Here is a 20,557-nt window from a genome sequence, read left to right as displayed (position 1 = left end):
CCCCCTACAACCCGGACAAACACGGCGCACTCCAAGCCCTCCAACAACCGGCGGCTTGACACAGGGCTACTCATGCGGCACCGACCAGGAGCGCGGTGTTGGCGCCGCCGAACGCGGCGTTGAGGCTCAGCGCGTAGCCCGGGTCGCCGGCCCGCTGTTCGAGCACCAGGTTCAGCCGGCAGCCGTCGTCGGGGCCGGTGAAGCCGGCGTTCACCGGCAGCCGGCCGGTGGTGAGCGCGTGCAGGGTCACCGCGAGCTCCAGCACGCCCGACGCCTCCAGGGCCTGGCCGTGCAGCGCCTTCGTCGACGACACCGGCACCTCGGCCGCGTGGCCGCCAAGCACCGCGTAGAGCGCGGCCGCCTCGGCGGTGTCGCTCTGCGGGGTGCCGGAGCCGTGGGCGTTGACGTAGCCGACCGCCTCGGGCGCGACGCTAGCCCGCTCCAGCGCCGCACCGATCGCGCGGGCCATCCCGCGGCCCTCGGGGTGCGGCTGGCACGGGTGGTACGCGTCGCCGGCCCGGCCCCAGCCGGCCAGCCGGGCGAGGATTGGTGCGCCCCGCTCGCGGGCGGCGGACGCCGACTCGACGACGAACGCGCCGCCGCCGTCGCCGAGCAGCAGCCCGCGCCGGCCGGCCGAGAACGGCCGCACCTGGCCGTCGGCCGCGAGCGCACGGCCCGCGTCGAACAGTGCGAACTGGTCCGGCTCGACGAGGTACGCGCCGGCGACGACGATCCGGTCCGCCGCGCCGTGGGCGACGAGCGCCGCCGCGTCGGCGAGCGCGGTGCTCGCCGCGACGCAGGCGGTGGTGTAGGCGCGCACCGCGCCGCCGAGCCCGGCGGCGACCGCGAGGGTCACGGCGAACGCGGTGCTGCCGTGCCGCAGGCGGTCCGTCACCGGCACGCGGGCCAGTTCCGGGTCGCCGTGCGTGGCGAGGAACAGCGGGGCGGCGGCGCGCTGCGCGGTGCTCAGCTTCGCCTCGTCGCACGCCTCGTCGAGCAGGTCGGCGAGCGCCGCGGCGAGGGACGGCGTGCCGGGCACGGCCGCGGCCACCCCGACCCGCCGGCCACTCACGTCGAAGCGCTCGACCGGCGCGAACGCGGGCTTCCCGGCGTCGAGACCGGCCGCGAGGGCGGTCATGCCCCGGCCGAACGCGCTCAGCGCCGCGGCGCCGGTGAGCACGACGTCCTCGGACCCCCGCCGCGCGGTCATCGCGGGCTCGTCCCGGCCCTCAGGCCCGCCAGGACCTCGACGACGCCGCTCACCGTGGTCATCCGGGCGAGCTCCTCGTCGGTCAGGTCCAGCGGCGTGCCGTAGTGCTGCTCGAGCTGGTGGACGAGCCAGGCCAGCTCCAGCGAGTCGATCCCCTCCGCGACGTCCTCGACGCGCCGGTCGCCATAGGTGGCGAGCATCGCGAGGACCTCGTCGCGGCCCGGTGCCTCGGCCACGCTCAGCTGCCGGCCGTGGCGGCGGCGGCCCGGCGCTCGGCGACGGCGGCGATGAACTCGCCGACGGTCATGCCGGCCAGCTTCTCGGCCTCGTCGTCGTCGAACCGGACCCCGAAGCGGTCCTCGACCCGCACCGCCAGCTCGGCGAGCGACAGCGACTCCAGGTCGGCGCCGGCCGGGCCGAGCGCGGTGTCGTCGTCGATGTCGTCGGTGCTGTAGTTCATCTCGGTCAGCGAGTCGAGCAGAAACTGCCGGATCTCGGCTGCGGTGGCGTCGTTCATCGCGTGGTGCTTCCTTCCTGGACGGATGCTGCCGGCACGGCAGCGCCTTGGTTGCCGTCGGAAACGTCTGCTGCGACCCGCTGGGCGGGCACGGCCGGCACCGCGGGCTCCGCGGCGGCGACCAGCAGCGCGCGGTCGCGCACGAGCTTGCCGGTGGCGGTCCGCGGCATCTGCTCGACGACCTTGAGGACCCGGGGCCGCTTGAAGCCGGCCAGCCGCTCGGCGAGCTGCGCCTGCACGCCGGCCGCCGAGGCGCCGTCCTGCAGCGTCACGTAGGCCTCGATCGCCTTGTCGTAGGTGACGACCGCGGCGGCGACGCCGGGCAGCGCGGCGAGCGTGTGCTCGACCTCGGTGAGGTCCACCTTGAGACCGCCGACGGAGACCTGCGAGTCGCGGCGGCCCTGCACGCGGAAGCGGCCGGTGACCGGGTCGGCGACGCCGGCGTCCTTGGTGCGCAGCCAGCCGTCCGACCATCGCGCGGGGTCGACCAGGCCGAGGTACGGCGAGGCGGCCAGCGACACCAGCAGCTCGCCGGCCTCCTCGCGCACGCGCAGGCCGGGGGCCGGGGTCAGGAAGGGGCGGTGCTCGCCGAAGAGGTCGGTCGCGATGACCCCGACCTCGGTCATGCCGTACATGTTGCCGAGGCGCACGCCGTAGCGGTCGACGAAGCCGGCGTACACCTCGGGGCGCACCAGTTCGCCGCCGGTCGTCATGCCGGTCAGCTGGGGCAGGCGCGGCGGGGCCTGCACCGACGAGAGCAGCTCGATGTGGAAGGGGACGCCGAGCAGGGTGGTGGGTTCCTCGCCGGCGGCGACGGTCGCGAGGATGCCGTCGGCGGTCATCCGCACCGGGATCACCACCTGCGCGCCCACGTGCAGCCCGTACAGCAGGCCGCCGACGAGCCCGAGCACGTGCACCATCGACGCGAGCGAGACGATCCGCTCGCCGCCGCGCGGCACGCCGGCGCCGATCGCCGTGTACCGCTCCAGCTCCTCGACGAGGTTCGCGGCGGTGCGGGCGATGACCTTCGACGGCCCGGTCGAGCCGGAGCTCAGCTGGATCAGCGCGTGCGCGGTGTCGGCCGGCCGGCCGGGGTAGGTGGCGACCCGCTCCTCGATCTCCTGGAAGCCGCGCAGCGGCCCGCCGGAGGCGTGCCCGGCGGTGACGACCACCTGCGGGGCGAGCCGCTGCAGCGCGTTGTCGATCTCGTACGGGGTGAGCCGGTGGTCCAGCAACGCCGCCCGCGCACCGAGCCGCCAGCAGGCGAGCAGGTTGGCCACGAAGGCGAGCGACGGCGCCAGGCACAGCGCCACGGAGCCGCCCGGGCCGAGCCCGGCGCTGGCGAGCACGGCCTGCTTCGCCGAGACCAGGCGGCGCAGCTCGGCCCGGGTGACCGGGGCCGCGAGCACCAGGGCCACCTGCTCGCCGGCGCCGGCCAGCAGGACCTCGTCGACCCACCGGGGGTCGAGCGCCTCGTCGGTCACCGCAAACCCCTTTCCGAAACCGCGCAGGGTTGTGCGGCTGACCGCCGGCCCGCGTTGGCCGCCGATCAGCGAGCGCACAACCCCCGATGTACACGCTGCGAAGGTCGAGGGCGTCCATAAGGCTCAAGCACAATGAGCAGGAATTAGGCACCTCGACAGCCATAGACCTTACGCAATCGAAGTGGTTTTACAAGCGGTAGCCGCCCGGCCATTGATCTGGATGTCCGATCTGTCCCGCGAACTCCCGCATCCAATCGTTTGGATCGATACGACTGACGTTTCGACAACGGCCGAGTTCAGGGCCGGTTCGGGGGACATCCGAGCATTTCCAGGAACTCGGACATTCGCCGCAGGAGGGGGCACATCCGGACGGGGGATTTTCAATGGTTTGCAAATGCGATTCCGAGCGCCGGTTCCGGGCCGCCGTGTTGCATATACCGTTGCCGCAGGTATGCCGGTGCGATGGCCGTGACCGGCGCTGACATTTGTGCACCCGCAGTGCAGTGCATTGACAACCGTCGGCAGAGCGCTCATACAATGGCCGGGCTCGCGCCACCCATTGTGGGCACGTTCCCAAGCCGGTGATCCCATTCGGAGATTTGTGCCTGTGAAAGCAAATGGCAGTTCCGCATACCCGTCGGCGCCGGCCGGGCCGGGCCTGAACGCGGCCGTCGAGCGGTATTACGACACCACCCTCGACCTCTACGAGGACCTCTGGGGCGAGCACGTCCACCACGGCTTCTGGGACGCCGGCGAGCGCCCGGGCAGCGACGCCGAGCGGCACGCCGCCACCGACCGCCTGGTCCGCGAGCTGGTGGCGTTCGCCGGCGTGCCGCACGGCGCGCACGTGCTCGACGTCGGCTGCGGGATCGGCGGGCCGGCGCTGTACCTCGCCGGCGCCCTCGGCTGCTCGGTGGAGGGGGTCACGCTGAGCGCGGCCCAGGCCGCCCGGGCCAACGAGAAGGCGGCCGCCGCCGGGCTGGCCGGCCGGGCCCACTTCCACCAGCGTGACGCCCTCGACAACGGCTACCCCGACGCGTCCTTCGACGCGCTCTGGGCGGTCGAGAGCCTCATGCACATCGCCGACCGCGTGGCGTTCTTCGCCGAGGCGATGCGGCTGCTGCGCCCGGGCGGGGTGCTGGCGATCGCGACCTGGTCGGTCCGCGACGGCGAGCTGACCGCCGACGAGCACCGCGTCGTCGACCAGATCCTGCGCCACCAGGTGATGCCGAGCTTCTCGTCGCTGGAGGAGCACGAGCGGCTGGCCGCCGCGGCCGGGTTCACCGAGGTGGCGTCCGCCGACTGGAGCGCCAACGTCGCCAACTCCTGGGAGCCGACCTTCGCGCAGGTCCGCGAGCTCGACAACGGCCGCTCGATGATGCGCGACCTGGCCCGCGACCGGGGCGTCGACGTCCTCGGCTTCTTCTACGCCGGCCCGCTCATGCTCAAGGGCTTCGAGACCGGCGCGATGACGTACGGCGCGGTGCGCGCCACCAAACCGGCCCTCGAAGCGGCCGGATACTGATCATGGAGAGCGCGACGCAGCGGGCGGTGGCCGAGCTGCTGCGCGAGGTCACCGGCGAGTCCGCGGAGTGGGAGGCCGGCCTCGGCCCGGCCACCCGCCTCGACGGCGACCTGTTCCTCGACAGCCTCGAGCTGGTCGCGCTGAGCGAAGCCCTCGCCGCCCGCTTCGGCCCCGGCGTGGACTTCGCCGGCCACGTCGCCGGCCTGGACTTCGACGCCCTGCTCACCCTGACCGTGGCCGACGTGGCCGACTACGTGAGGGCGCGGACATGAGCAGGTTCCTGTTCGTGTCACTGCCGCTGACCGGGCACGTCAACCCGATGGCGGCGGTCGCCCGCGCGCTCACCGGCCGGGGACACGACGTGCTGTGGGCCGGGTCCGAGTCGTTCCTGCGGCCGCTCGTCGGCGACGACGCGCACATCCACGGCATCCCGCTGCGGGCCCACCGCGGCATCGCCGAGCGCGGCCTGGACGCCACCCGCTCCCGCTGGGACGGCTACATCCTGCCGCACGCGAAGAGCACCCGGAAGGGCATCGAGGCGGCCGCCGACGCGTTCGGGCCGGACCTGGTGGTCGTCGACCAGCACGCCATCGCCGGCGCGATCGTGGCCACCGCGCGCGGCCTGCGCTGGGCGAGCGTCGCCCCGACGACGATGGAGCTCACGCGGCCGTTCCGCCGCTCGCTGCCCGGCGTCGAGGCGTGGATCCTCGGCCGGATGGCGGCCGCCTGGACCGCCGCCGGCCAGCCCGGCGATCCGCCGCACGACCTGCGCTTCTCGCCGTATCGTGTGATCGCCTTCAGCGCGGGCGCGCTGGCCGGCGACCCGTCCGACCGGCCGGCCGGCACCGTCCTCGTCGGGCCGGCGCTGGCCGCCCGCGCGCCCGACCCGGACTTCCCGTTCGACTGGTTCGACCCGGCCCGCCGCCACGTGCTGGTCACCGTCGGCACCCTCGGCCTGGACCTCGCCAAGGACTTCTACCAGCGGATCCTCGACGCCCTGGCCCCGCTCGGCGACCGGCTGCAGGCCGTGGTCGTCGCGGCCGAGGGCACGATCACCGAGGCGCCGGAGCACGTGCTCGTCCGCCGCCGGGTGCCGGTGCTCGACCTGCTGGCGCACCTCGACGCCGTCGTCTCCCACGGCGGCCTGAACACGGTCTCGGAGTCGCTGGTCCACGGCGTGCCGCTGCTCGTCGCGCCGATCAAGGGCGACCAGGCGCTCAACGCCACGGCCGTCGCGGCGGCCGGCGCCGGGCTGCGGGTCTCCTTCGACCACACCCCACCCGAGCGGCTGCGCGCCGCCCTGCTCGACCTGCTCGCCGAGCCGTCCTACGCGGACGCGGCCCGCGAGCTGGGCGCCGAGCTCACGGCCGGCGGCGGAGCGGAGGCGGCCGCCGACCACCTCGAGCGACTGGCCCACGACAACGATTGCGAGAGACCGTGAAAGTACTGCGCGACACCTGGCTGATCTTCCAACGACACATGCTGCTGATGGTCCGCTCGCCGTTGTGGGTGTTCCTGGGCATCGCGCAGCCGGTGGTGTACCTCATCCTCTTCGCGCCGCTGCTCAAGCCGGCGCTCGCCTCGCTCGGCGCCGACTCGATGATCGACGCCTACCGCGTCTACGTCCCCGGCATGCTCGTCGCGCTGGCCATCGGCGGCGGCCTGTACGTCGGCTTCGGCCTGCTCGGCGACCTCGCCAACGGCGTCATCGAGCGCTCCCGGGTGACCACCGTCAGCCGGGTCGCGCTGCTGCTCGGCCGCTCGCTGCGCGACGTCGTCACGGTGATCGTCCAGTCGATCCTCATCACGGTGCTGTCGCTGCCGTTCGGCCTGATCACCGACATCGGCAACATCCTGCTCGGCTACGCGATCCTCGCCCTGATCAGCCTGTCTGCCGCCTCCATCTCGTACGGCATCGCGATCAAGGTGAACAACCCGAACGTCCTCGGGCAGGTCATCAACAACGTCGCCCAGCCGCTCATGCTGCTGTCCGGCACCCTGCTGCCGCTCGCCCTCGCCCCGCTGTGGCTGCGCACGATCGCCGACTGGAACCCGTTCAACTGGGCCGTCACCGGCATGCGCGCGCTCTACGCCGGCAACCCGGGCGACGCCAGCGTCTGGAAGAGCCTGGTCATCTGCGGCGCCCTCGTGGTGGTGGCGGTCGCCTGGTCGGCCCGCCTGTTCGCCCGTTCGGTCCGCTAGCTCGTCGTCGTCATCAGGAGTTTTCATGATCAAGACCAAAGGGCTGAAGAAGTCCTACAAGACGCGGCACAAGCGGCAGACGGTCAGCGTCGACGCGGTCAAGGGCATCGACCTCGACGTCGCCGAGGGCGAGATCTTCGGCTTCCTCGGCCCGAACGGCGCCGGCAAGACCACCACCCTGCGCATGCTCGCGACGCTGATCCCGCCGGACGACGGCGAGGCCACCATCGCCGGGCACAACCTGCGCAGCGACCAGGGCGCCGTCCGGCGCAGCATCGGCTTCGTCGCGCAGGGCGGCGGCACCTCCGACGACGTCACGGCGCGCGAGGAGCTGATCCTCCAGGCCCGCATGTACGGCCTCGGCAAGGTGGAGGCGACCCAGCGGGCCGCGGAGGCGCTCGACGCGTTCGACCTGACCGAGTACGCCGACCGCAAGTGCAAGACGTACTCCGGCGGCCAGCGCCGGCGGGTCGACATCGCGCTCGGCGTCATCCACAAGCCGCAGGTACTGTTCCTGGACGAGCCGACGACCGGCCTCGACCCGCAGAGCCGCGCCCACATGTGGGACGAGATCCGCCGCCTGCGCGCCGATGGCATGACGGTCTTCATCACTACCCACTACCTCGACGAGGCCGACGCGCTCTGCGACCGCATCGCGATCATCGACCACGGCGAGATCGTCGCCGAGGGCACGCCCGACGCGCTGAAGCGGGAGATCTCCGGCGACGTGGTGACGGTGGGTGTACCGCCGGAGCTCGCCGACAAGGCCGCCGAAACCCTGCGCGACCAGCCCTTCGCCCGCGGCTTCGAACTCCGCGAGGACGGTGAGCTCCGCCTGAACGTCGACGCCGGCGACACGGCGATCCCGCAGATCATGCGCATCCTGGAGGCCGCGGGGATCGCGCTGTCGACGATCGAGCTGCACCGCCCGACCCTGGACGACGTGTTCCTGACGAAGACGGGCCGCTCCCTGCGCGAGTCCTGACGCCCGTCCCGCGCCGCCCCTCTCCGCGTCGATCTTGCACTTGTGGTGCCTGGACACTCCGTGATTGTCCGGGTTTGGTAGGCACCACAACTGCAAGATCGACGCGGAGAGGGCAGGGGCGGCGCGGAGGGCGCGGGGCCGCGACCAGGCGCTAGAGGGGGTGCCCGCCGAAGGACTCCGCCAGCATCGACTGCGTCAGCGTCAGGACGCGGTCCAGGGACGCCTGCGTCCAGCCGGGGCGGTGTACCCGCACGATGAGGTCGAGGCTGGTCAGGCCGCGGGCGATGACGTAGAAGCCCGGCCCGGTCGCGCGGGCCGGCGCGTAGTGCTCCACCGACGGAGCCGCCACCGTGTCCTCGGACGGGAAGCCGGGCGGGGCGAGGATGGGGTTGTAGTAGTACCCCGGATCGCCGCCGCCGCGCTCGTGCTCCGATCGGATGGCGAGGATCGCGTCGGGCGAGCATACGCCGTGCTTCAGGGCCGTGAAGCTCTTCCAGTGCACCTTGGCGAGCATCTCGCCGAACGGCGAGTCGAGGTCGAGCAGCAGCGGCGTCCACTGGTTGAGGCTGGTGACGACGGCGGCGTGCTCGTCGTCGTACCGGTTCGACGACATCGGGTAGAACAGCTGCGCCCGCTCGCCGGTGACCTCCCGGACGGCGGCGTAGTAGGCGGCGAGGACCAGGCTCGCCGCGCTGACCTCGTGCTTCGCCGCGCCCTCGTGGGCCAGCGGCATCGGGATGCCGGTGTGCAGCGTGGCGCCGAGCGGCGGCCCCTGCGGCGCGCCCGGCGCGAGTGGCGGCGCGGCGTCGAGCGTGCGCCGCCAGTACCGCTCCGCCGTCCGCAGCCGGCCCGACCCGGCACCCTGCTGGTCGAGGGCCATCTCGAGCGGCCCCCGCGCGGCCGCCAGCGCCTCGCCCCGCAGCAGCCGCTCGAAGTCGTCCCGCATGAGCAGCATCGCGGCCCCGTCGGCGGCCAGGTGGTTGACCACGACGAGCACCTGTCGCGGCGTCCCGGCCTCGGCGAGGATCCACGCGCGCCACGGCAGCTCGGCGGTGGCGTCGATGGCCCGCTGCAGCTCGGCCGTCTCCATCGTCTCCCGCGCGGCGACCTCGGCGGTGCCCTGCCGGACCTGGTCGCGGACCTCTTCGGCGGTACCGGCGGCGAGCCACTGCCGGGGAAATCCCTCCGCGTCGATCCGGTACCGCGTCCGCAGCGACCCGTGCCGCATCCCCAGCCGGCCGAGGGCGTCCCAGACGTCGTCCTCGGTCCACGCGCCGTCGGGCAGGTCCCAGACGAACACCAGGTTCGCCTCCCACCGCCGCTCGGGCGGCATCTTCTCGATGTCGCGCCAGACCGACAGCTGGCCGACGGTCGCCGGGTACGTCTCGTCGCTGAGCACGGCAGCCTCCACGGTTCGCGGGCAGGACTGATCGCGGGCGGCCGGCGGTTGTCGCCCGGCCGGCCGCCCGCGCTCCCGTGCCCGGGCGCACGGGGATGCGCCGGGCACGGGGATCGGCCGCGCTGCGAGCCGAGGGAGTTCACAGCGCGGGAACGGTGCGGCCGGATGGGCCGCGATGGTCGGGGGCTCGGCCCGGGATCGGTGCGACCGGACGGTCGCCGGGATCATGGGCTCGGCCCGGGATCGGTGCGGCCGGACGGGCCGCGGTGGGAGCGGGCTCGGCCCGCCATCGGCGCGGCCGGACGGCCGCAGGGGTTCAGCCCGAGACGACGCGGCGGCCCGAGACAACGCGCCCCGAGACCACGCGGCCCGAGACAACGCGCCCCGAGACCACACGGCCCGACACGACGCGGCCGGAGACCACTCGCAAAGCGGCGTTCGACATGTTCACCTCCTCATATCAGCCAATCCATCCGCAGCGCGATATGAATGCACCGCAGGCGGCACCAGGCCATTGGCAAACGACTTCGATCAATGGCCGCCAAAAGCATCACCCGCACCGTACGGGCTGTCAACCGCTGAGGAAAACCGACGACAGCTTTCAATGCGTATCGTGCGTTCGCGAGAAATCGGGCAAACCGTCGCCAGAATGTCCGAAGAAACTACTGATTTGAAGTGATCAATGCGAAGACCTTTCGGCGGGGCGGTTCGTGTGGATAGGCTTCGCCGCGGAGTCCGAACGCTGCAACCGCACCCGCCGGATCGGGTGTATCGCCGCGTGACGGGTGGAGGACACCACGGCCGTCAGTCTCCAAACGATTCATCGCCATGACAACGGTCGATCCACCCTTTCCCGGACCCTTGCCGGTGACCCGACGCGAGGGAGGTGCGACATGAAGAACGCTGCTCTGCGGAACGCCGCTTTGCGTAACGCCCGGCTCTGAGCCGGATCACCGAACGGCGGCCGGCCGGGGTCTCCTCCCGCCCGGCCGCCCCACCAGGAACAGACGCCGGCCGGGGACGCGGGGGTCCGGGAGCGGGCACGGCCGGTACCGAATCCGAACGCGAGGTCACACGCAACCATGCTGGAAACTGCAACGGCGCAGCGCCTCCCGGTCCGGTTCGCGGGCGAGGGCGCGGGCACCGAGGAACTGACCTGGGGCCAGCGGGCCGCCTGGGGATCGATGCTGATCAACGGCGAGGCCGACTGGGCGGGCGGCACGATGCCGCTGCGCGACGGCCAGACCGTGGCCGAGCTCGCCGCGCTGCTGGCGGCCGTCATGGGCCGCCACCAGTCGCTGCGGACGCGGTTCCGGCTCGACGAGGCCGGGCAGCCGCGGCAGTCGCTGTCGGCCGAGGGCGAGGTCTGCCTGGAGGTCGTCGAGGCCGGCGACCGCGACCCGGAGACCGTCGCCGAGGCGGTCCGCGAGCGCCTGGAGACCGCACCCTTCGACCCGGCCGAGGACTGGTCCGTGCGCTGGGCGGTGGTCTGCCGGGACGGGGTCGCGTCCTGGTTCGTCGCGCTGTACACCCACCTCGTCCTCGACGGCTACGGCATCGAGGCGCTGACCGCCGACCTGTCCGACGCGACCGCGGCCGACGCCGAGGTGCCGGGTGTCCCGCCGTTCGAGCAGGCCCGCCGGCAGCGCGCGGCGACGGCGCGGCGGCAGCAGGCGGCCTCGCTGCGCCACTGGGAGCAGCACCTGCGCACGATCGCGCCGGAGCGGTTCCCGTCGGTGGAAGCGCCCGCCGAGCCGCGCTGGTGGGACGTGAGCTACGACTCGCCGGCGACGTACCTGGCCCTGCACGAGGTCGCCGCCCGCACGAAGGTCCACAGTGGAACGGTGCTGCTGGCCGCGTACGCCGTGGCGCTCGCCCGCGTCTCGGGCGACCCGCGCACGGTGCTGCGGACGCTGGTGAGCAACCGCTTCCGGCCCGGCTTCCGCGAGGCGGTCGCCCCCGTCGCGCAGAGCGCGCTGTGCGTCATCGACGTCACCGGGCAGACGTTCGACGAGGTCGTCGCCACCGCGTTCCAGAGCCAGATGTCGGCCGGGCTGCACGCGTACTACGACCCCCGGGAGCTGTGGGCCATGATCGAACGGGTCGGCGCCGAGCGCGGCGCCGCCATCGACGTGAGCTCGTACTTCAGCGACCGCCGCCGGTCCTTCGCGACGTACCCCGACGACCTGGCGGTGTCGCCCGAGGACGTCGCCCGGGCGCTCGGCCGCGGCCGGCTGACCTGGGGCCGCCGGTCCGACACCCCCGACACCACGTGCTTCCTGCTCGTGAACCCGGTGCCGGACACGATCGACCTCACCATCCGCGCCGACACCCACCGCCTGACCCCGGACGACATGGCCGGCTGCCTGCGCGCGATGGAGGAGATCATCGTCGCCGCCGCGTTCCCGGACGCGAGCGCATGACCGCACGCGGTCCGGCTCGGCAGCCGGGCCGGCACCCACGCGCCGGCGCCGGCCACGATCGAGGCCTTCGCCCGCGAGCTGGAGTCCGCCGTCGTCGAGGCGGGGTTACGGTAGGCGGATCGACTGCTGGGTGTGGAACACGTCCTGCGGGTCGTAGGCCGCCTTCACCTGCTGCAGCCGCGGGTAGTTGGCGCCGTAGTAGGCGGTCTCCCAGCCGGTCAGGTCGCGGTCGGCGTAGTTCTGGTAGACCTCGCCGGTCAGGTGCGGCCGCAGGTCCTCGGCGAAGTCGTCGACCCAGCTGACGTTGAGGTCGGTCTCCTCATCGCCCCGCCACTGCGCGATGATCGAGACGTAGTGCAGGTGGGCGCGGTGCGCGAACGCCGTCGCGTCGGCCGGCACGCGCGCGATCGCGCCGCCGGCGAGCAGGTCGAAGCGCACCATCGAGTAGCCCGACGGGCTGCGGCGGAAGTGGTCGACCAGCTTGGCGAACGACGGCTCGTCGAACCCGTCGGGCGCGAAGTATCCGCCGAGCCACTTCGACTGCAGGCCGTAGACGATCTCCTCGCCCATGCCTTGCATGAGGTCGAAGTACGACACCTCGCCGAACGACGTGAACATCGGCTCGCCGAGCGCGCGGATCGGGGCGAGCGCCTCCTCCGCCTCCTTCGGCGGCCCGACGTACATGCCGTACACCGCGACCACCGGCTCGCCCTCCGGGTAGGGCTCGGTGGTGAGCAGCAGGCACAGCGCGAGCCGGTCGTCCTCGCGGTCCTGGTAGAGGTCGCGGTACGCGCGGAAGACGTCGAGCGCCCGGTCGAGCGGCCAGGCGGCGATCCCGCCCACGACGGTCTTCGGCAGCGGGTTGAGCCGGTAGGTCAGGGAGGTGACGACGCCGAACCCGGCCCCGCCGGCGCCGCGCAGCGCCCAGAACAGGTCGGGGTGCTCGGTCTCCGAGGCGCGCAGCAGCCGCCCGTCGGCGTCCACCATCGACACCTCGAGGAGGTGGTCGCAGCCGAGGCCGTAGGTGCGCCCGAGCGGGCCGTAGCCGCCGCCCAGGCTGTAGCCGGCGTTGCTCACCGTGGGGCACTCGCCGCCGGGGCCGGCCAGCCCGTACTCCAGGCCGTCGGGCCCGGTGAACGTGTGCTCGACGTACGTGACGCGATCGACGTCCCGCCAGCCCGCGCCGGGGCCGACCGTGACCGTGCGCGCGGCCGGGTCGAAGTCGATCGACCGCATCCCGCCGACGTCGACCACCACGCCCTGCTCCACAAGGGACAGCCCGCTCGCGTGGTGCCCGCCGCCGCGCACCGCCAACGGCAGCCCGTGCTCGCGCGCGTAGCGGATCGCCGCCGCCACGTCGTCGGCGTCGGCGCACCGGGCCAGCAGGGCCGGGCGGGTCCGCACCCGGGTGTTGAACAGCACCCGCGCGCCCTCGTAGCCGGGGTCGTAGGGGGTGGTCAGCGTGCCGCGGAAGGAGGCGAGGCCGGAGAGATCGAGACGCACCCGCGAATCTTGTCACCGAGGCTGGGGGACGGCAAGCGCCGCCTCACCGCGGTTGCGGGACCGCAAGCTCCATGAACTCGCCGACCAGCCGGCGCAGGCGGGCCACCACCGGCCGGTCGCCGAGCCGCGCGGCGAGCAGGCCGAGCACCTCGCGGTAGTTCCACAGCAGCTCGTCGGCGGTGCGGGTGCTCGTCGCGAACAGCACCGGCCCGAACCGGTGCAGGTCGTCCACAAGGGACTGCAGGCTGCACACCTTGTCGGCCGCGATCACCAGCAGCGACTCGTCGGACGCCCCGCCCATCCGCCCCAGGTGCGCCCGCTTGCGCTCCCACCAGGTCAGCCGCGTCCGCTCGTCGGCGTCGGCGTCGGTGCAGTCGTGGACGATGCGGTACACGTCGTCGCCGAACGCGTCCCGCAGCTCCTCCCGCGACGTCGGCTGGTCCTCCAGCACGTCGTGCAGGAGCGCCCCGATCGCGGCGGTCTCGTCGCCGCCCTCCTCCAGGACGATCGCGCAGGTCGCGAGCAGGTGGGAGACGTACGGCGTGCCCGTGTTGTGGCGGACCTGCCCGGTGTGCCGGCGGGTGGCGAAGGCCAGGGCCTGCTCGAACCGGGCGGACAGCATCAGCCCACCATGGCCGCCACGTCGGCGAGCTGCCGGAGCACCTCGCCGCGCTCCAGCCGCCGCCCGAACTGCAGCCCGCCGCGCGGCGGCGGCTCCCCGGGCCGGTAGTACACCTGGGAGCGCACCTTCTCCCGGGGCCCGCGCAGCACGAGCGTCGCGCACGGCTCCTGCCGGTCGGTCACGGCCTGGTGGATCACGGTGGACGTGGTCCCGTAGGTCCCGGCGAGCGGCCGCCGCCGCACCACCCGCACCTCGACCAGCCGGGTGTCGCCGGTCCGGGCGACGAGCGCGACCCGCCCGCCGAGGTAGGGCCGGTAGGTGAACCGCGTCCACGCCTCGCCGCCGGCCGGGCACTCCTCCAGCTCGACGAAGTGCTGCCGCCCGCCGAGGAGCACGGACGTGAACGGGAAGCGGTGGTCGTGCGGCCGCGACACGTCGGGCGCCTCGCCCCGCGCGGCGGGCCAGTAGTGCAGCGTCAGCCGCGATCCGTCCGGATACCGCGCGGCGACGATCTTCGTGAACCCGTTCACGTGCCGGTACGGCGCGCCGTGCGGCCAGCTCCCCCCGCGCACGGTCGCGAGCAGCCGGTCGACCACCCCGGCCGCGTCGTGGCGCGAGGTCGTCAGAAGGAGAGGGTCAGCCATGGGAACCGCTCCGCATACCTGCAGCGTGTCACGCTCGTTCCCCGTATACATAGCAGGTCGCGGACGCGGAAGGTGTTACCACCGGATGAATCCCGCGGGCGGCTAGCGGCGGGTGAAGCGCTCGGCGGCGTCGACGACGCGCTTGACGGCCTCGCCGGTGGCCTCGCGGAGCAGCCGGGCGGGGGAGCGGCCGGCCACCCCGGCGGCGCCGACCTCGCGCAGCCAGCCGGCGGCGGCGCCGAGCCGGTTGGCCCGGGCGAACGTCTCGGCCACGTCGGCGGCGCCGCGGAGCCGCTCGTCGATCTCGCGGCGGTGCCGTCGGTCGGCCCGCCACCGCTGGAACTCGCTGACGCTCGCCGCGCCCGCGATGTATGCGGTCAGTTCCTCACCCAGCAGCGTCAGGCAGCGGTCGACCCCACCGCCGGCCCGTAACGCCTGCACCGTCATGCCAATCACGCTACCCGCCGCCCGCCCCCTTGGCACGCGGCGCGAGGCCGCCTCAGGCGGGCGGCAGGTAGAAGGCCGAGACGTCCGCCGCCAGCAGGTCGAGCACCGGCGCGCCCTTGTCCAGCGCCGCCGCGAACGCCACCCACGAGTCCAGGCGGTAGCCGCCCAGCTCCGGGAACTCGGTCCGGGTCAGGTAGCGCGGCAGCAGGAACGCGTTCTGGACCAGCCAGTGCACGTAGCCGCCCTCCTCGCCCCAGCCCGGCAGCTCCCGGGTCGAGCCGAGATACTCCCGCAGCTCCGCCGGGCTCGACCAGCGCACCATCCGCGACTCGTTCGTGAGGTGGCGGATGTACGGGTTGTACAGCAATGTGCCGCCCAGCCCGAAATGTTCCCGGAACTGCTCCCACAGCAGCCGCTCGTCGCTGCCCGCATACGCCATCACCTCGGCCGCCGGCTCCGTCTCCAGCAGGTGGTGCAGGTAGGCCCAGGTGGTCAGGGGCGTCAGCAGGCGGTTCGCGTCCTTGCTCAGCAGCGTCTGCACGATCGCCGCCGCGTTCTGCTCCAGGTCGTGCAGGGCCAGGTGGGGGACCACCTTGATCGCGGCCAGGACGCTGTAGAGCGACGGGTTGCGCTCGCCGTAGAAGATGCGGGCCACCGACCACGGGTCAGTCGGGCGCAGCAGGCTCGGCTCGCGGCGCGCGTCCTCGATGTAGTCGTGCAGCGACACCACCGCCGGGTCGGCCCGCGGGTCGACGCGGCGCATCCAGCGGCGCAGGTCGGCCGCGAAGGCGGCGCCCAGCCCGGCCCGGTCCGGCACGCCGAAGTCGTCGAGGCAGACCACGACCCGCACGCCCCGGGCGCTCAGGGCGGCGGCGGTGAGGGCCTGCACGGCGTTGATGAGCGACGCCCGGGCCCGCAGCCGGACCGGCCAGAACAGCAGGCGGGGCGGCTGGGGGTCGCCGGCCCAGTCGACGCCCCAGCCGTACCGGCGCTCCAGCTGGCGCAGCAGCGGCAGCACGCCGTCGGGGGCGATGTTGCCCGGCTGGGAGAACAGCTCGCGCTCCCAGTCGAGGTGCCGGACCCGCCGCCGCGGGTCGGGGCGCGGGACCGTCGCGGGCACCTGCAGCCGGTCGGCGAGGCCGGTGAACAGCTCGTCGGCGTCGACGCCGGGAAAGAACGTGACCAGGTCGCCGAGGCGCGCGGCCAGGTCCGGCGGCGCCGAGGGCTCCTGCAGGGCCCACAGCACCCGGACCGGCCGGACCGCGCGGACGGCCCGCAGCGCGCCGGTGACGACGTCGTCCCAGCCGCTGTAGCCGACCACGACCACCCGGTCGCCGGTGATCAGCTCGGCGATCGCGCGGGACGCCTCCGAGATCGAGGAGGACACGACGGTCGGCACCGGGTCGTGCAGCAGCGGCGAGCGGTCGGTCTCGTTCACCGGCCGCCAGAACCCGTGCAGGTGGAAGACCTGGACGGTGCCGTCGCCCTCGGGGCGCCGGTCGGGGCGGCCGGCCGCGTCGACCGGGACGCTCACCGCCTGCCGGCCGGTGAGCCGGACGGCGACCTCGACGAGCGGGTCGAAGTTCGTGGTGAGCACGACCCCGTTGCCGAACTCGTCGGGGCGCCAGGCCAGCAGCCGGCCGATGGCCCGCACGCCCGGCGGCAGCTCCCACCAGTCGAGACTGTTCTCGACCCGTTCGCCGAGGCGCAGGTCGACCCGCTGCCAGATGCCGTGCGTGGCCAGCGGCGTGGCGGCCAGGTCCGGCGCCCGGTAGCCGGCCAGCACCGCCTGCTGGGCGACCACGTCGAACTCGCCGGGGGAGCGGCGGGCGGTGAAGACCCGCCGGTACGCGAGGTACACCTCGATCGGCGCGGCCTGCGGGCCCAGCTCCTCGCGTGCCTGGTGCAGCGCCTGGGTCAGCTCGCCGTCGTCGCCGAGCCCGGCCGCATACCGGTCGGCGAGCTCGACGATCCCGGTCAGGCCGGGCACCGCGGGCTGGGTCAGGCCGGCGCCCAGGACCAGCGTGATCTGCGCGCCGCGGCCGATCGCCCCGGCGATCTCGTCGAGCAGCGTCATCCGGCGTCCCCTCGTGCGCGTGCGTGCAGGGTGGTCCACAGCTCCCGGGGCCGGCTCGACAGCACCTCCCGCACGTCGGCGTCGCTGAGCAGCAGCAGCCCGCCGTCGATGTCGGCCTCGAGCTGCTCGGGGCCCCAGCCGAGGTAGCCGGAGAACAGCCGCAGCCCGGCGATCACCGGGGTCAGCGGCTCCGGCTCGGCCGACAGCGCGACGACCCCGAGCCGTTCCCGCACCGGCCGATACCCCAGGGGCGGCTCGACGTCCGGCCGCAGCCGGCCGACCGCGATGAACCCCTCGGCGCGGCTGAGCGGCCCGGCGTCGAAGACCACCGCCGGCGGGGTGAGCAGCCGCCGCCACCCGCTCGGGATCTCGGCCGGCAGCGGGGCGCTGGACGGGGCGTTGATCCGCACGCCGACCGCGCCCCGGGCCCGGTCGTGGCGCAGGATGAGCACGACCGCCTGGCGCAGGTCGCGGTCGTCGACGGCGGCGGTCGCCACCACGATCCGGCCGACCAGGTCGCGGTGGTGACGGGCCGCGTTGCGCACCAGCACCAGCTCGTCGCCGGCGTTGCCGGCCCGCAGCTCGGGCAGCTCGAAGCCGCGCTCGCGCAGCCGCGCCGTCACCTCCCGCCAGACGGTGCGCACGTCGAGCAGGGCCGGCCGGTCGGGCAGGCCGCCGCGCAGCACCCGCAGCAGCTCGCCGGTGAACGCCGTGTAGGGCTCGCCGGGCGGCGCCTGGGCGGTGCGGTTGCGCGGCGCGGAGACGAGCAGGCAGGTCTCGTCGGTGCCGGCCTGGTCGGCGACGACCTGGGTGCCGGACTCGCCGGCGGCCATGTGGCCGGCCGCCCGGCCGGCGTAGCAGCAGTCGAGGATCACCAGGCGCCGCCGGGCCCGGCTGCCGGCCACCGCGCGCCGCAGGTGTTCGAACGGGAGGCCGGCCTCGTGCGGTACCGCCGGATCCGTGTCCCGCAGGGCCAGCACCAGGCTGCCGTCGATCGGGTCGACCAGGCCGTGGCCGGCGTAGTACACGACGAGCATGCCCTCCGGCTGCGCCTCGTCCGCCGCCCGGCGCAGCTCCCGGCCGACCAGCCGCGGATCGTCGTGGTCGGCGAGCACCGTGCAGTGCTCGGACGCCAGGCCCCACAGGTCGGCGTCGGCGAGCACCCCGCTCAGCCCGGCGAGGTTGCGCGTCACGGCCGGCACCTCGGGCAGCGACCCGTAGCGGCCGCCGCCGATCAGCACGGCCCGCGAGGCCCGCGGATCAGCCAGATCCGACATCAGCCGTCGAGCGCCCGGGCCGCGGCCGCGACCGCCTCGGGGTCGGAGGACTCGATGCGCACCGAGACGCCGTCGGGGTCGGTGCGGGTCAGCACGACGGCCGGCGCCTTGGGGCGGGCGCGGCGCCAGTTCGAGACCGCGAGCAGCAGCTGCCCGACCGAGAGGCCGGTGCCCAGCACCAGGCTGATGATCTCCACCGCGGCGCCGAGGTCGCCCGGCCGCCCGCCGGTCGTCAGCCCGATCTCGGACTGGACGATCCCGGGCTCGCCGACCAGCCACTGCTGCAGCGAGAGGAGTGTGTCGATGTCCGGCTCGGCGCTGCCGCCGGATGCTTCGAGGTGGAGCTGCAGCTGCACTGGGTCAACCCGTTGTCGTGAGGGGGCGGGAACTTCGAACAGTATCGAACCCATGCACGACTTGTCATGTGCGCGGCGGGTCGGCCACCCGCAGGTCCACATAGGATGATCGGGCGACCGCCGGAGAATCTCAGTACAGCTTCCGGGCCGCCTTCGCCGCCCGGCGGCGGGCCTTCGGCAGGTCGTTCAGCGCGAGCAGGCCGTGCTCGTGCTGCCGGGCGTGCAGCAGCCCGTACGTGAACGCGTTCTCGCCGGCGGCGTACGCCTGCAGGGCCAGCTCGCGCAGCAGGTCGCCGGTCACGATCGAGTCCTGGTGGGCGCCGAGCACGTCCTGCAGGTCGGTGAGCCGGTCGGCGAGCTTCGTGGCCCTGCCGCCGGCGATGGGCGCGACGAGCTCGGCCGCATACCGGGCCCGCTTGTACGCCTTCCGCGACTCGTGCAAGCGCTCGTCGCGGCGCTCGTGGCCGAGGTGCGTGGGGGCCTCCTCCGGGGTGTGCTCGGCCGCGGCCAGCCGGCGGTCGGCGCGGCGCAGCGCCTGGCCGGCCCGGCGCATGAGCTCCTTGCGGGAGGTGCGCGGCCCCGCGGCGGTGGCGTCGACGAAGGCGTCGAGCTCGACGAGCAGGTCGGTGTACCGCCGGCTGTCCAGCCCGGCGACGAGCCGCTCGCGGGCCGCCGCGACCCGGCCGGCGAGCAGCTGCTGGATCCGCGCCGCGACCGGTCCGAGCACCAGCTCCGGCGGCTCGGCCGCGACCGCGCCGGCCAGCCGCTCGCCCATGACGTCGCCGTCGCGGACCTCGCCGAGGATGCCGGTCAGCCACTTGATCTCGTCGTGCAGCCGGTTGAGGTCGGTGCCCGCCGGCAGCAGCGGCGCGAACGACCGGATCGTCGAGCGCAGCCGCCGGGTGGCGACGCGCATCTTGTGCACCGACTCGGCGTCGCCGTCGCGCACGCCGGGGTCGTGCTCGACGATCGCGTCGCGCTGGTCGCGCAGGTACGCGGCGAGGGCCGAGACCTTCCCCGGGCCCGGCGGCGCGGCGGGGTAGTCGTCGCCGAGGGCCTGGGCCAGCTTCGACGGGCTCTGCGCCGGCCGGGCCCCGGCGGCGCGCAGCGCGGCGTCGAGGTCGTCGAGGGCCGACCGGGACCCGTCGACCAGCTCGATCTCCAGCTCGCGCCACTGCCGCTCGGGCCGGCTGCCGTGCAGCGACTCGGTGTTCACGCTGTCGTCGGCGACCAGCGCGACGGTGCTGCCGTCGGCGGCGCGCAGCGCCCGCTCCACCCGGTGCGTGCGGATCCGGGCGACCGGCTGCAGCGCCTCGCCGCGCGACAGCGCGCGGACCTGGGCGGTGACGGCGGTCGGGGGCTTGGTCTGCCGGCCGGACGCGGGCACCTGCAGCTCGCTGCGGTCGCCGCCGGAGGGTCGCTTGAGGTGCCATCCGGCGTCGTTGCCACCGGTGCGCCGGCGCAGCGTCACCCGACCCCGGGCCAGCCGCAGCGTCGGAGTGTCGTAGTAGGTGGCGTCCAGGCGCTGGTCGTCGGCGTCGCCGACGGACGCGACCCCGCCGATGCCCGTGAGGGGCGGCAGCGCGAAGTCGACGGGCACCTCGTACTTGCGTTCCACTTCGAGTTTTCCGGCCATGTAGTCCAGTTTCGCAGTGAACGCGGCCTGGCGAAACCGTGAACGGGAGATAAACACATGGCTACCGTGGAGCGGGGAAAGGAGGCTTCCATGGCGAAGAAGTCCAAGAAGGGCAAGAAGAAGAACAAGAAGAAGTAGCAGTCGATGTCCGCCCTCGCGCACGCGGCGCGGGGGCGGTCTCCATCCTCTCCCGCGATCCTCTCCCGCGATCCAGGCCCGCGCCCCACCGCCGTCCCGTTCAGCCCGGAGG

At 73.8% G+C, this 20,557-nt stretch carries 19 protein-coding genes; 6 read left to right on the top strand and 13 right to left on the bottom strand.

Going from position 1 to position 20,557, the window contains the following annotated elements; all coding sequences use genetic code 11:
* Positions 1 to 70 precede the first annotated feature (70 nt).
* The 4 genes from IEZ31_RS11990 to IEZ31_RS11975 are packed head-to-tail and all read right to left on the bottom strand — an operon-like array spanning position 71 to position 3,211.
* Entirely contained in the window at positions 71 to 1,210 is a 1,140-nt protein-coding gene (locus IEZ31_RS11990) for a beta-ketoacyl synthase N-terminal-like domain-containing protein (RefSeq protein WP_190249865.1), read from the bottom strand.
* Positions 1,207 to 1,446 carry an acyl carrier protein gene (locus tag IEZ31_RS11985; RefSeq protein WP_373294563.1) on the bottom strand — a complete coding sequence of 80 codons (240 nt, stop codon included), beginning with the start codon at positions 1,444 to 1,446 and terminating at the stop codon, positions 1,207 to 1,209. Before IEZ31_RS11985 ends, IEZ31_RS11990 begins: the two co-directional genes overlap by 4 nt.
* A 2-nt stretch (positions 1,447 to 1,448) precedes the next feature.
* Positions 1,449 to 1,727 carry an acyl carrier protein gene (locus IEZ31_RS11980; RefSeq protein WP_190249864.1) on the bottom strand — a complete coding sequence of 93 codons (279 nt, stop codon included), beginning with the start codon at positions 1,725 to 1,727 and terminating at the stop codon, positions 1,449 to 1,451.
* Positions 1,724 to 3,211: a class I adenylate-forming enzyme family protein gene (locus IEZ31_RS11975; RefSeq protein WP_190249863.1), complete on the bottom strand. Its 1,488-nt coding sequence runs from the start codon at positions 3,209 to 3,211 to the stop codon at positions 1,724 to 1,726. Before IEZ31_RS11975 ends, IEZ31_RS11980 begins: the two co-directional genes overlap by 4 nt.
* Before the next feature lie 607 nt (positions 3,212 to 3,818).
* Between IEZ31_RS11975 and IEZ31_RS11970 the strand changes: the two genes are divergently transcribed.
* Genes IEZ31_RS11970 through IEZ31_RS11950 form a run of 5 tightly spaced genes read left to right on the top strand, consistent with a single transcriptional unit; the run spans position 3,819 to position 7,923 of the window.
* Positions 3,819 to 4,736, top strand: coding sequence for a methyltransferase domain-containing protein (locus IEZ31_RS11970; RefSeq protein WP_229834746.1), 918 nt, complete (start codon positions 3,819 to 3,821; stop codon positions 4,734 to 4,736).
* Between the two features lie 2 nt (positions 4,737 to 4,738).
* A complete protein-coding gene (locus tag IEZ31_RS11965) occupies positions 4,739 to 5,008 on the top strand; it encodes an acyl carrier protein (protein ID WP_190249862.1) in 270 nt (89 codons plus the stop codon).
* A complete protein-coding gene (locus IEZ31_RS11960) occupies positions 5,005 to 6,177 on the top strand; it encodes a glycosyltransferase (protein WP_190249861.1) in 1,173 nt (390 codons plus the stop codon). The genes IEZ31_RS11965 and IEZ31_RS11960 overlap by 4 nt, the downstream gene beginning before the upstream one ends.
* Positions 6,174 to 6,938 carry an ABC transporter permease gene (locus tag IEZ31_RS11955; protein WP_190249860.1) on the top strand — a complete coding sequence of 255 codons (765 nt, stop codon included), beginning with the start codon at positions 6,174 to 6,176 and terminating at the stop codon, positions 6,936 to 6,938. Before IEZ31_RS11960 ends, IEZ31_RS11955 begins: the two co-directional genes overlap by 4 nt.
* Before the next feature lie 25 nt (positions 6,939 to 6,963).
* Positions 6,964 to 7,923, top strand: a complete 960-nt coding sequence (locus IEZ31_RS11950) for an ATP-binding cassette domain-containing protein (protein WP_190249859.1) — start codon at positions 6,964 to 6,966, stop codon at positions 7,921 to 7,923.
* A gap of 151 nt (positions 7,924 to 8,074) precedes the next feature.
* Here the strand turns inward: IEZ31_RS11950 and IEZ31_RS11945 are convergent, their stop codons facing one another.
* Positions 8,075 to 9,322, bottom strand: a complete 1,248-nt coding sequence (locus IEZ31_RS11945) for a condensation domain-containing protein (protein WP_190249858.1) — start codon at positions 9,320 to 9,322, stop codon at positions 8,075 to 8,077.
* 1,082 nt (positions 9,323 to 10,404) lie between these two features.
* Between IEZ31_RS11945 and IEZ31_RS11940 the strand changes: the two genes are divergently transcribed.
* Entirely contained in the window at positions 10,405 to 11,745 is a 1,341-nt protein-coding gene (locus tag IEZ31_RS11940; protein WP_190249857.1) for a condensation domain-containing protein, read from the top strand.
* 105 nt (positions 11,746 to 11,850) lie between these two features.
* Here IEZ31_RS11940 and IEZ31_RS11935 read toward each other — a convergent pair whose 3' ends face one another.
* The 8 genes from IEZ31_RS11935 to IEZ31_RS11900 all read right to left on the bottom strand — a co-directional run bounded on the left by IEZ31_RS11935 (position 11,851) and on the right by IEZ31_RS11900 (position 20,307).
* A complete protein-coding gene (locus IEZ31_RS11935) occupies positions 11,851 to 13,248 on the bottom strand; it encodes an FAD-binding oxidoreductase (protein WP_190249856.1) in 1,398 nt (465 codons plus the stop codon).
* A 43-nt stretch (positions 13,249 to 13,291) separates the two neighbouring features.
* On the bottom strand, positions 13,292 to 13,870 hold the full coding sequence (locus tag IEZ31_RS11930) for an HD domain-containing protein (RefSeq protein ID WP_190249855.1): 579 nt from the start codon (positions 13,868 to 13,870) through the stop codon (positions 13,292 to 13,294).
* Positions 13,870 to 14,514 carry a hypothetical protein gene (locus tag IEZ31_RS11925; RefSeq protein WP_190249854.1) on the bottom strand — a complete coding sequence of 215 codons (645 nt, stop codon included), beginning with the start codon at positions 14,512 to 14,514 and terminating at the stop codon, positions 13,870 to 13,872. Before IEZ31_RS11925 ends, IEZ31_RS11930 begins: the two co-directional genes overlap by 1 nt.
* Before the next feature lie 102 nt (positions 14,515 to 14,616).
* Complete coding sequence (locus tag IEZ31_RS11920; RefSeq protein ID WP_190249853.1) at positions 14,617 to 14,961, bottom strand: hypothetical protein; 345 nt, start codon at positions 14,959 to 14,961, stop codon at positions 14,617 to 14,619.
* 52 nt (positions 14,962 to 15,013) lie between these two features.
* The gene (locus IEZ31_RS11915) at positions 15,014 to 17,038 is read right to left on the bottom strand and encodes an SIR2 family protein (protein WP_190249852.1); all 2,025 of its coding nucleotides are present in this window, start codon (positions 17,036 to 17,038) and stop codon (positions 15,014 to 15,016) included.
* Positions 17,035 to 18,315 carry a YqgE/AlgH family protein gene (locus IEZ31_RS11910; RefSeq protein ID WP_190249851.1) on the bottom strand — a complete coding sequence of 427 codons (1,281 nt, stop codon included), beginning with the start codon at positions 18,313 to 18,315 and terminating at the stop codon, positions 17,035 to 17,037. The genes IEZ31_RS11915 and IEZ31_RS11910 overlap by 4 nt, the downstream gene beginning before the upstream one ends.
* Positions 18,315 to 18,671, bottom strand: a complete 357-nt coding sequence (locus IEZ31_RS11905; RefSeq protein WP_190249850.1) for an effector-associated constant component EACC1 — start codon at positions 18,669 to 18,671, stop codon at positions 18,315 to 18,317. The genes IEZ31_RS11910 and IEZ31_RS11905 overlap by 1 nt, the downstream gene beginning before the upstream one ends.
* A 130-nt stretch (positions 18,672 to 18,801) precedes the next feature.
* Positions 18,802 to 20,307 (bottom strand): CYTH and CHAD domain-containing protein, encoded by a 1,506-nt coding sequence (locus tag IEZ31_RS11900; protein ID WP_190249849.1) that lies wholly within the window; start codon positions 20,305 to 20,307, stop codon positions 18,802 to 18,804.
* Between the last annotated feature and the right edge of the window lie 250 nt (positions 20,308 to 20,557).

The organism is Dactylosporangium sucinum (assembly GCF_014647515.1).
GTDB classification, from domain to species: domain Bacteria; phylum Actinomycetota; class Actinomycetes; order Mycobacteriales; family Micromonosporaceae; genus Dactylosporangium; species Dactylosporangium sucinum.
Note: the sequence above shows the minus strand (reverse complement) of the source record. Positions and strands in the feature narration are given on the sequence as shown.

Bases quoted from the DNA above. Each gene is read 5' to 3' on its own strand.
- IEZ31_RS11990 (WP_190249865.1), bottom strand. From the start codon at position 1,210: ATGACCGCGCGGCGGGGGTCCGAGGACGTCGTGCTCACCGGCGCCGCG.
- IEZ31_RS11980 (WP_190249864.1), bottom strand. From the start codon at position 1,727: ATGAACGACGCCACCGCAGCCGAGATCCGGCAGTTTCTGCTCGACTCG.
- IEZ31_RS11965 (WP_190249862.1), top strand. From the start codon at position 4,739: ATGGAGAGCGCGACGCAGCGGGCGGTGGCCGAGCTGCTGCGCGAGGTC.
- IEZ31_RS11960 (WP_190249861.1), top strand. From the start codon at position 5,005: ATGAGCAGGTTCCTGTTCGTGTCACTGCCGCTGACCGGGCACGTCAAC.
- IEZ31_RS11950 (WP_190249859.1), top strand. From the start codon at position 6,964: ATGATCAAGACCAAAGGGCTGAAGAAGTCCTACAAGACGCGGCACAAG.
- IEZ31_RS11940 (WP_190249857.1), top strand. From the start codon at position 10,405: ATGCTGGAAACTGCAACGGCGCAGCGCCTCCCGGTCCGGTTCGCGGGC.
- IEZ31_RS11930 (WP_190249855.1), bottom strand. From the start codon at position 13,870: ATGCTGTCCGCCCGGTTCGAGCAGGCCCTGGCCTTCGCCACCCGCCGG.
- IEZ31_RS11925 (WP_190249854.1), bottom strand. From the start codon at position 14,514: ATGGCTGACCCTCTCCTTCTGACGACCTCGCGCCACGACGCGGCCGGG.
- IEZ31_RS11920 (WP_190249853.1), bottom strand. From the start codon at position 14,961: ATGACGGTGCAGGCGTTACGGGCCGGCGGTGGGGTCGACCGCTGCCTG.
- IEZ31_RS11915 (WP_190249852.1), bottom strand. From the start codon at position 17,038: ATGACGCTGCTCGACGAGATCGCCGGGGCGATCGGCCGCGGCGCGCAG.
- IEZ31_RS11910 (WP_190249851.1), bottom strand. From the start codon at position 18,315: ATGTCGGATCTGGCTGATCCGCGGGCCTCGCGGGCCGTGCTGATCGGC.
- IEZ31_RS11900 (WP_190249849.1), bottom strand. From the start codon at position 20,307: ATGGCCGGAAAACTCGAAGTGGAACGCAAGTACGAGGTGCCCGTCGAC.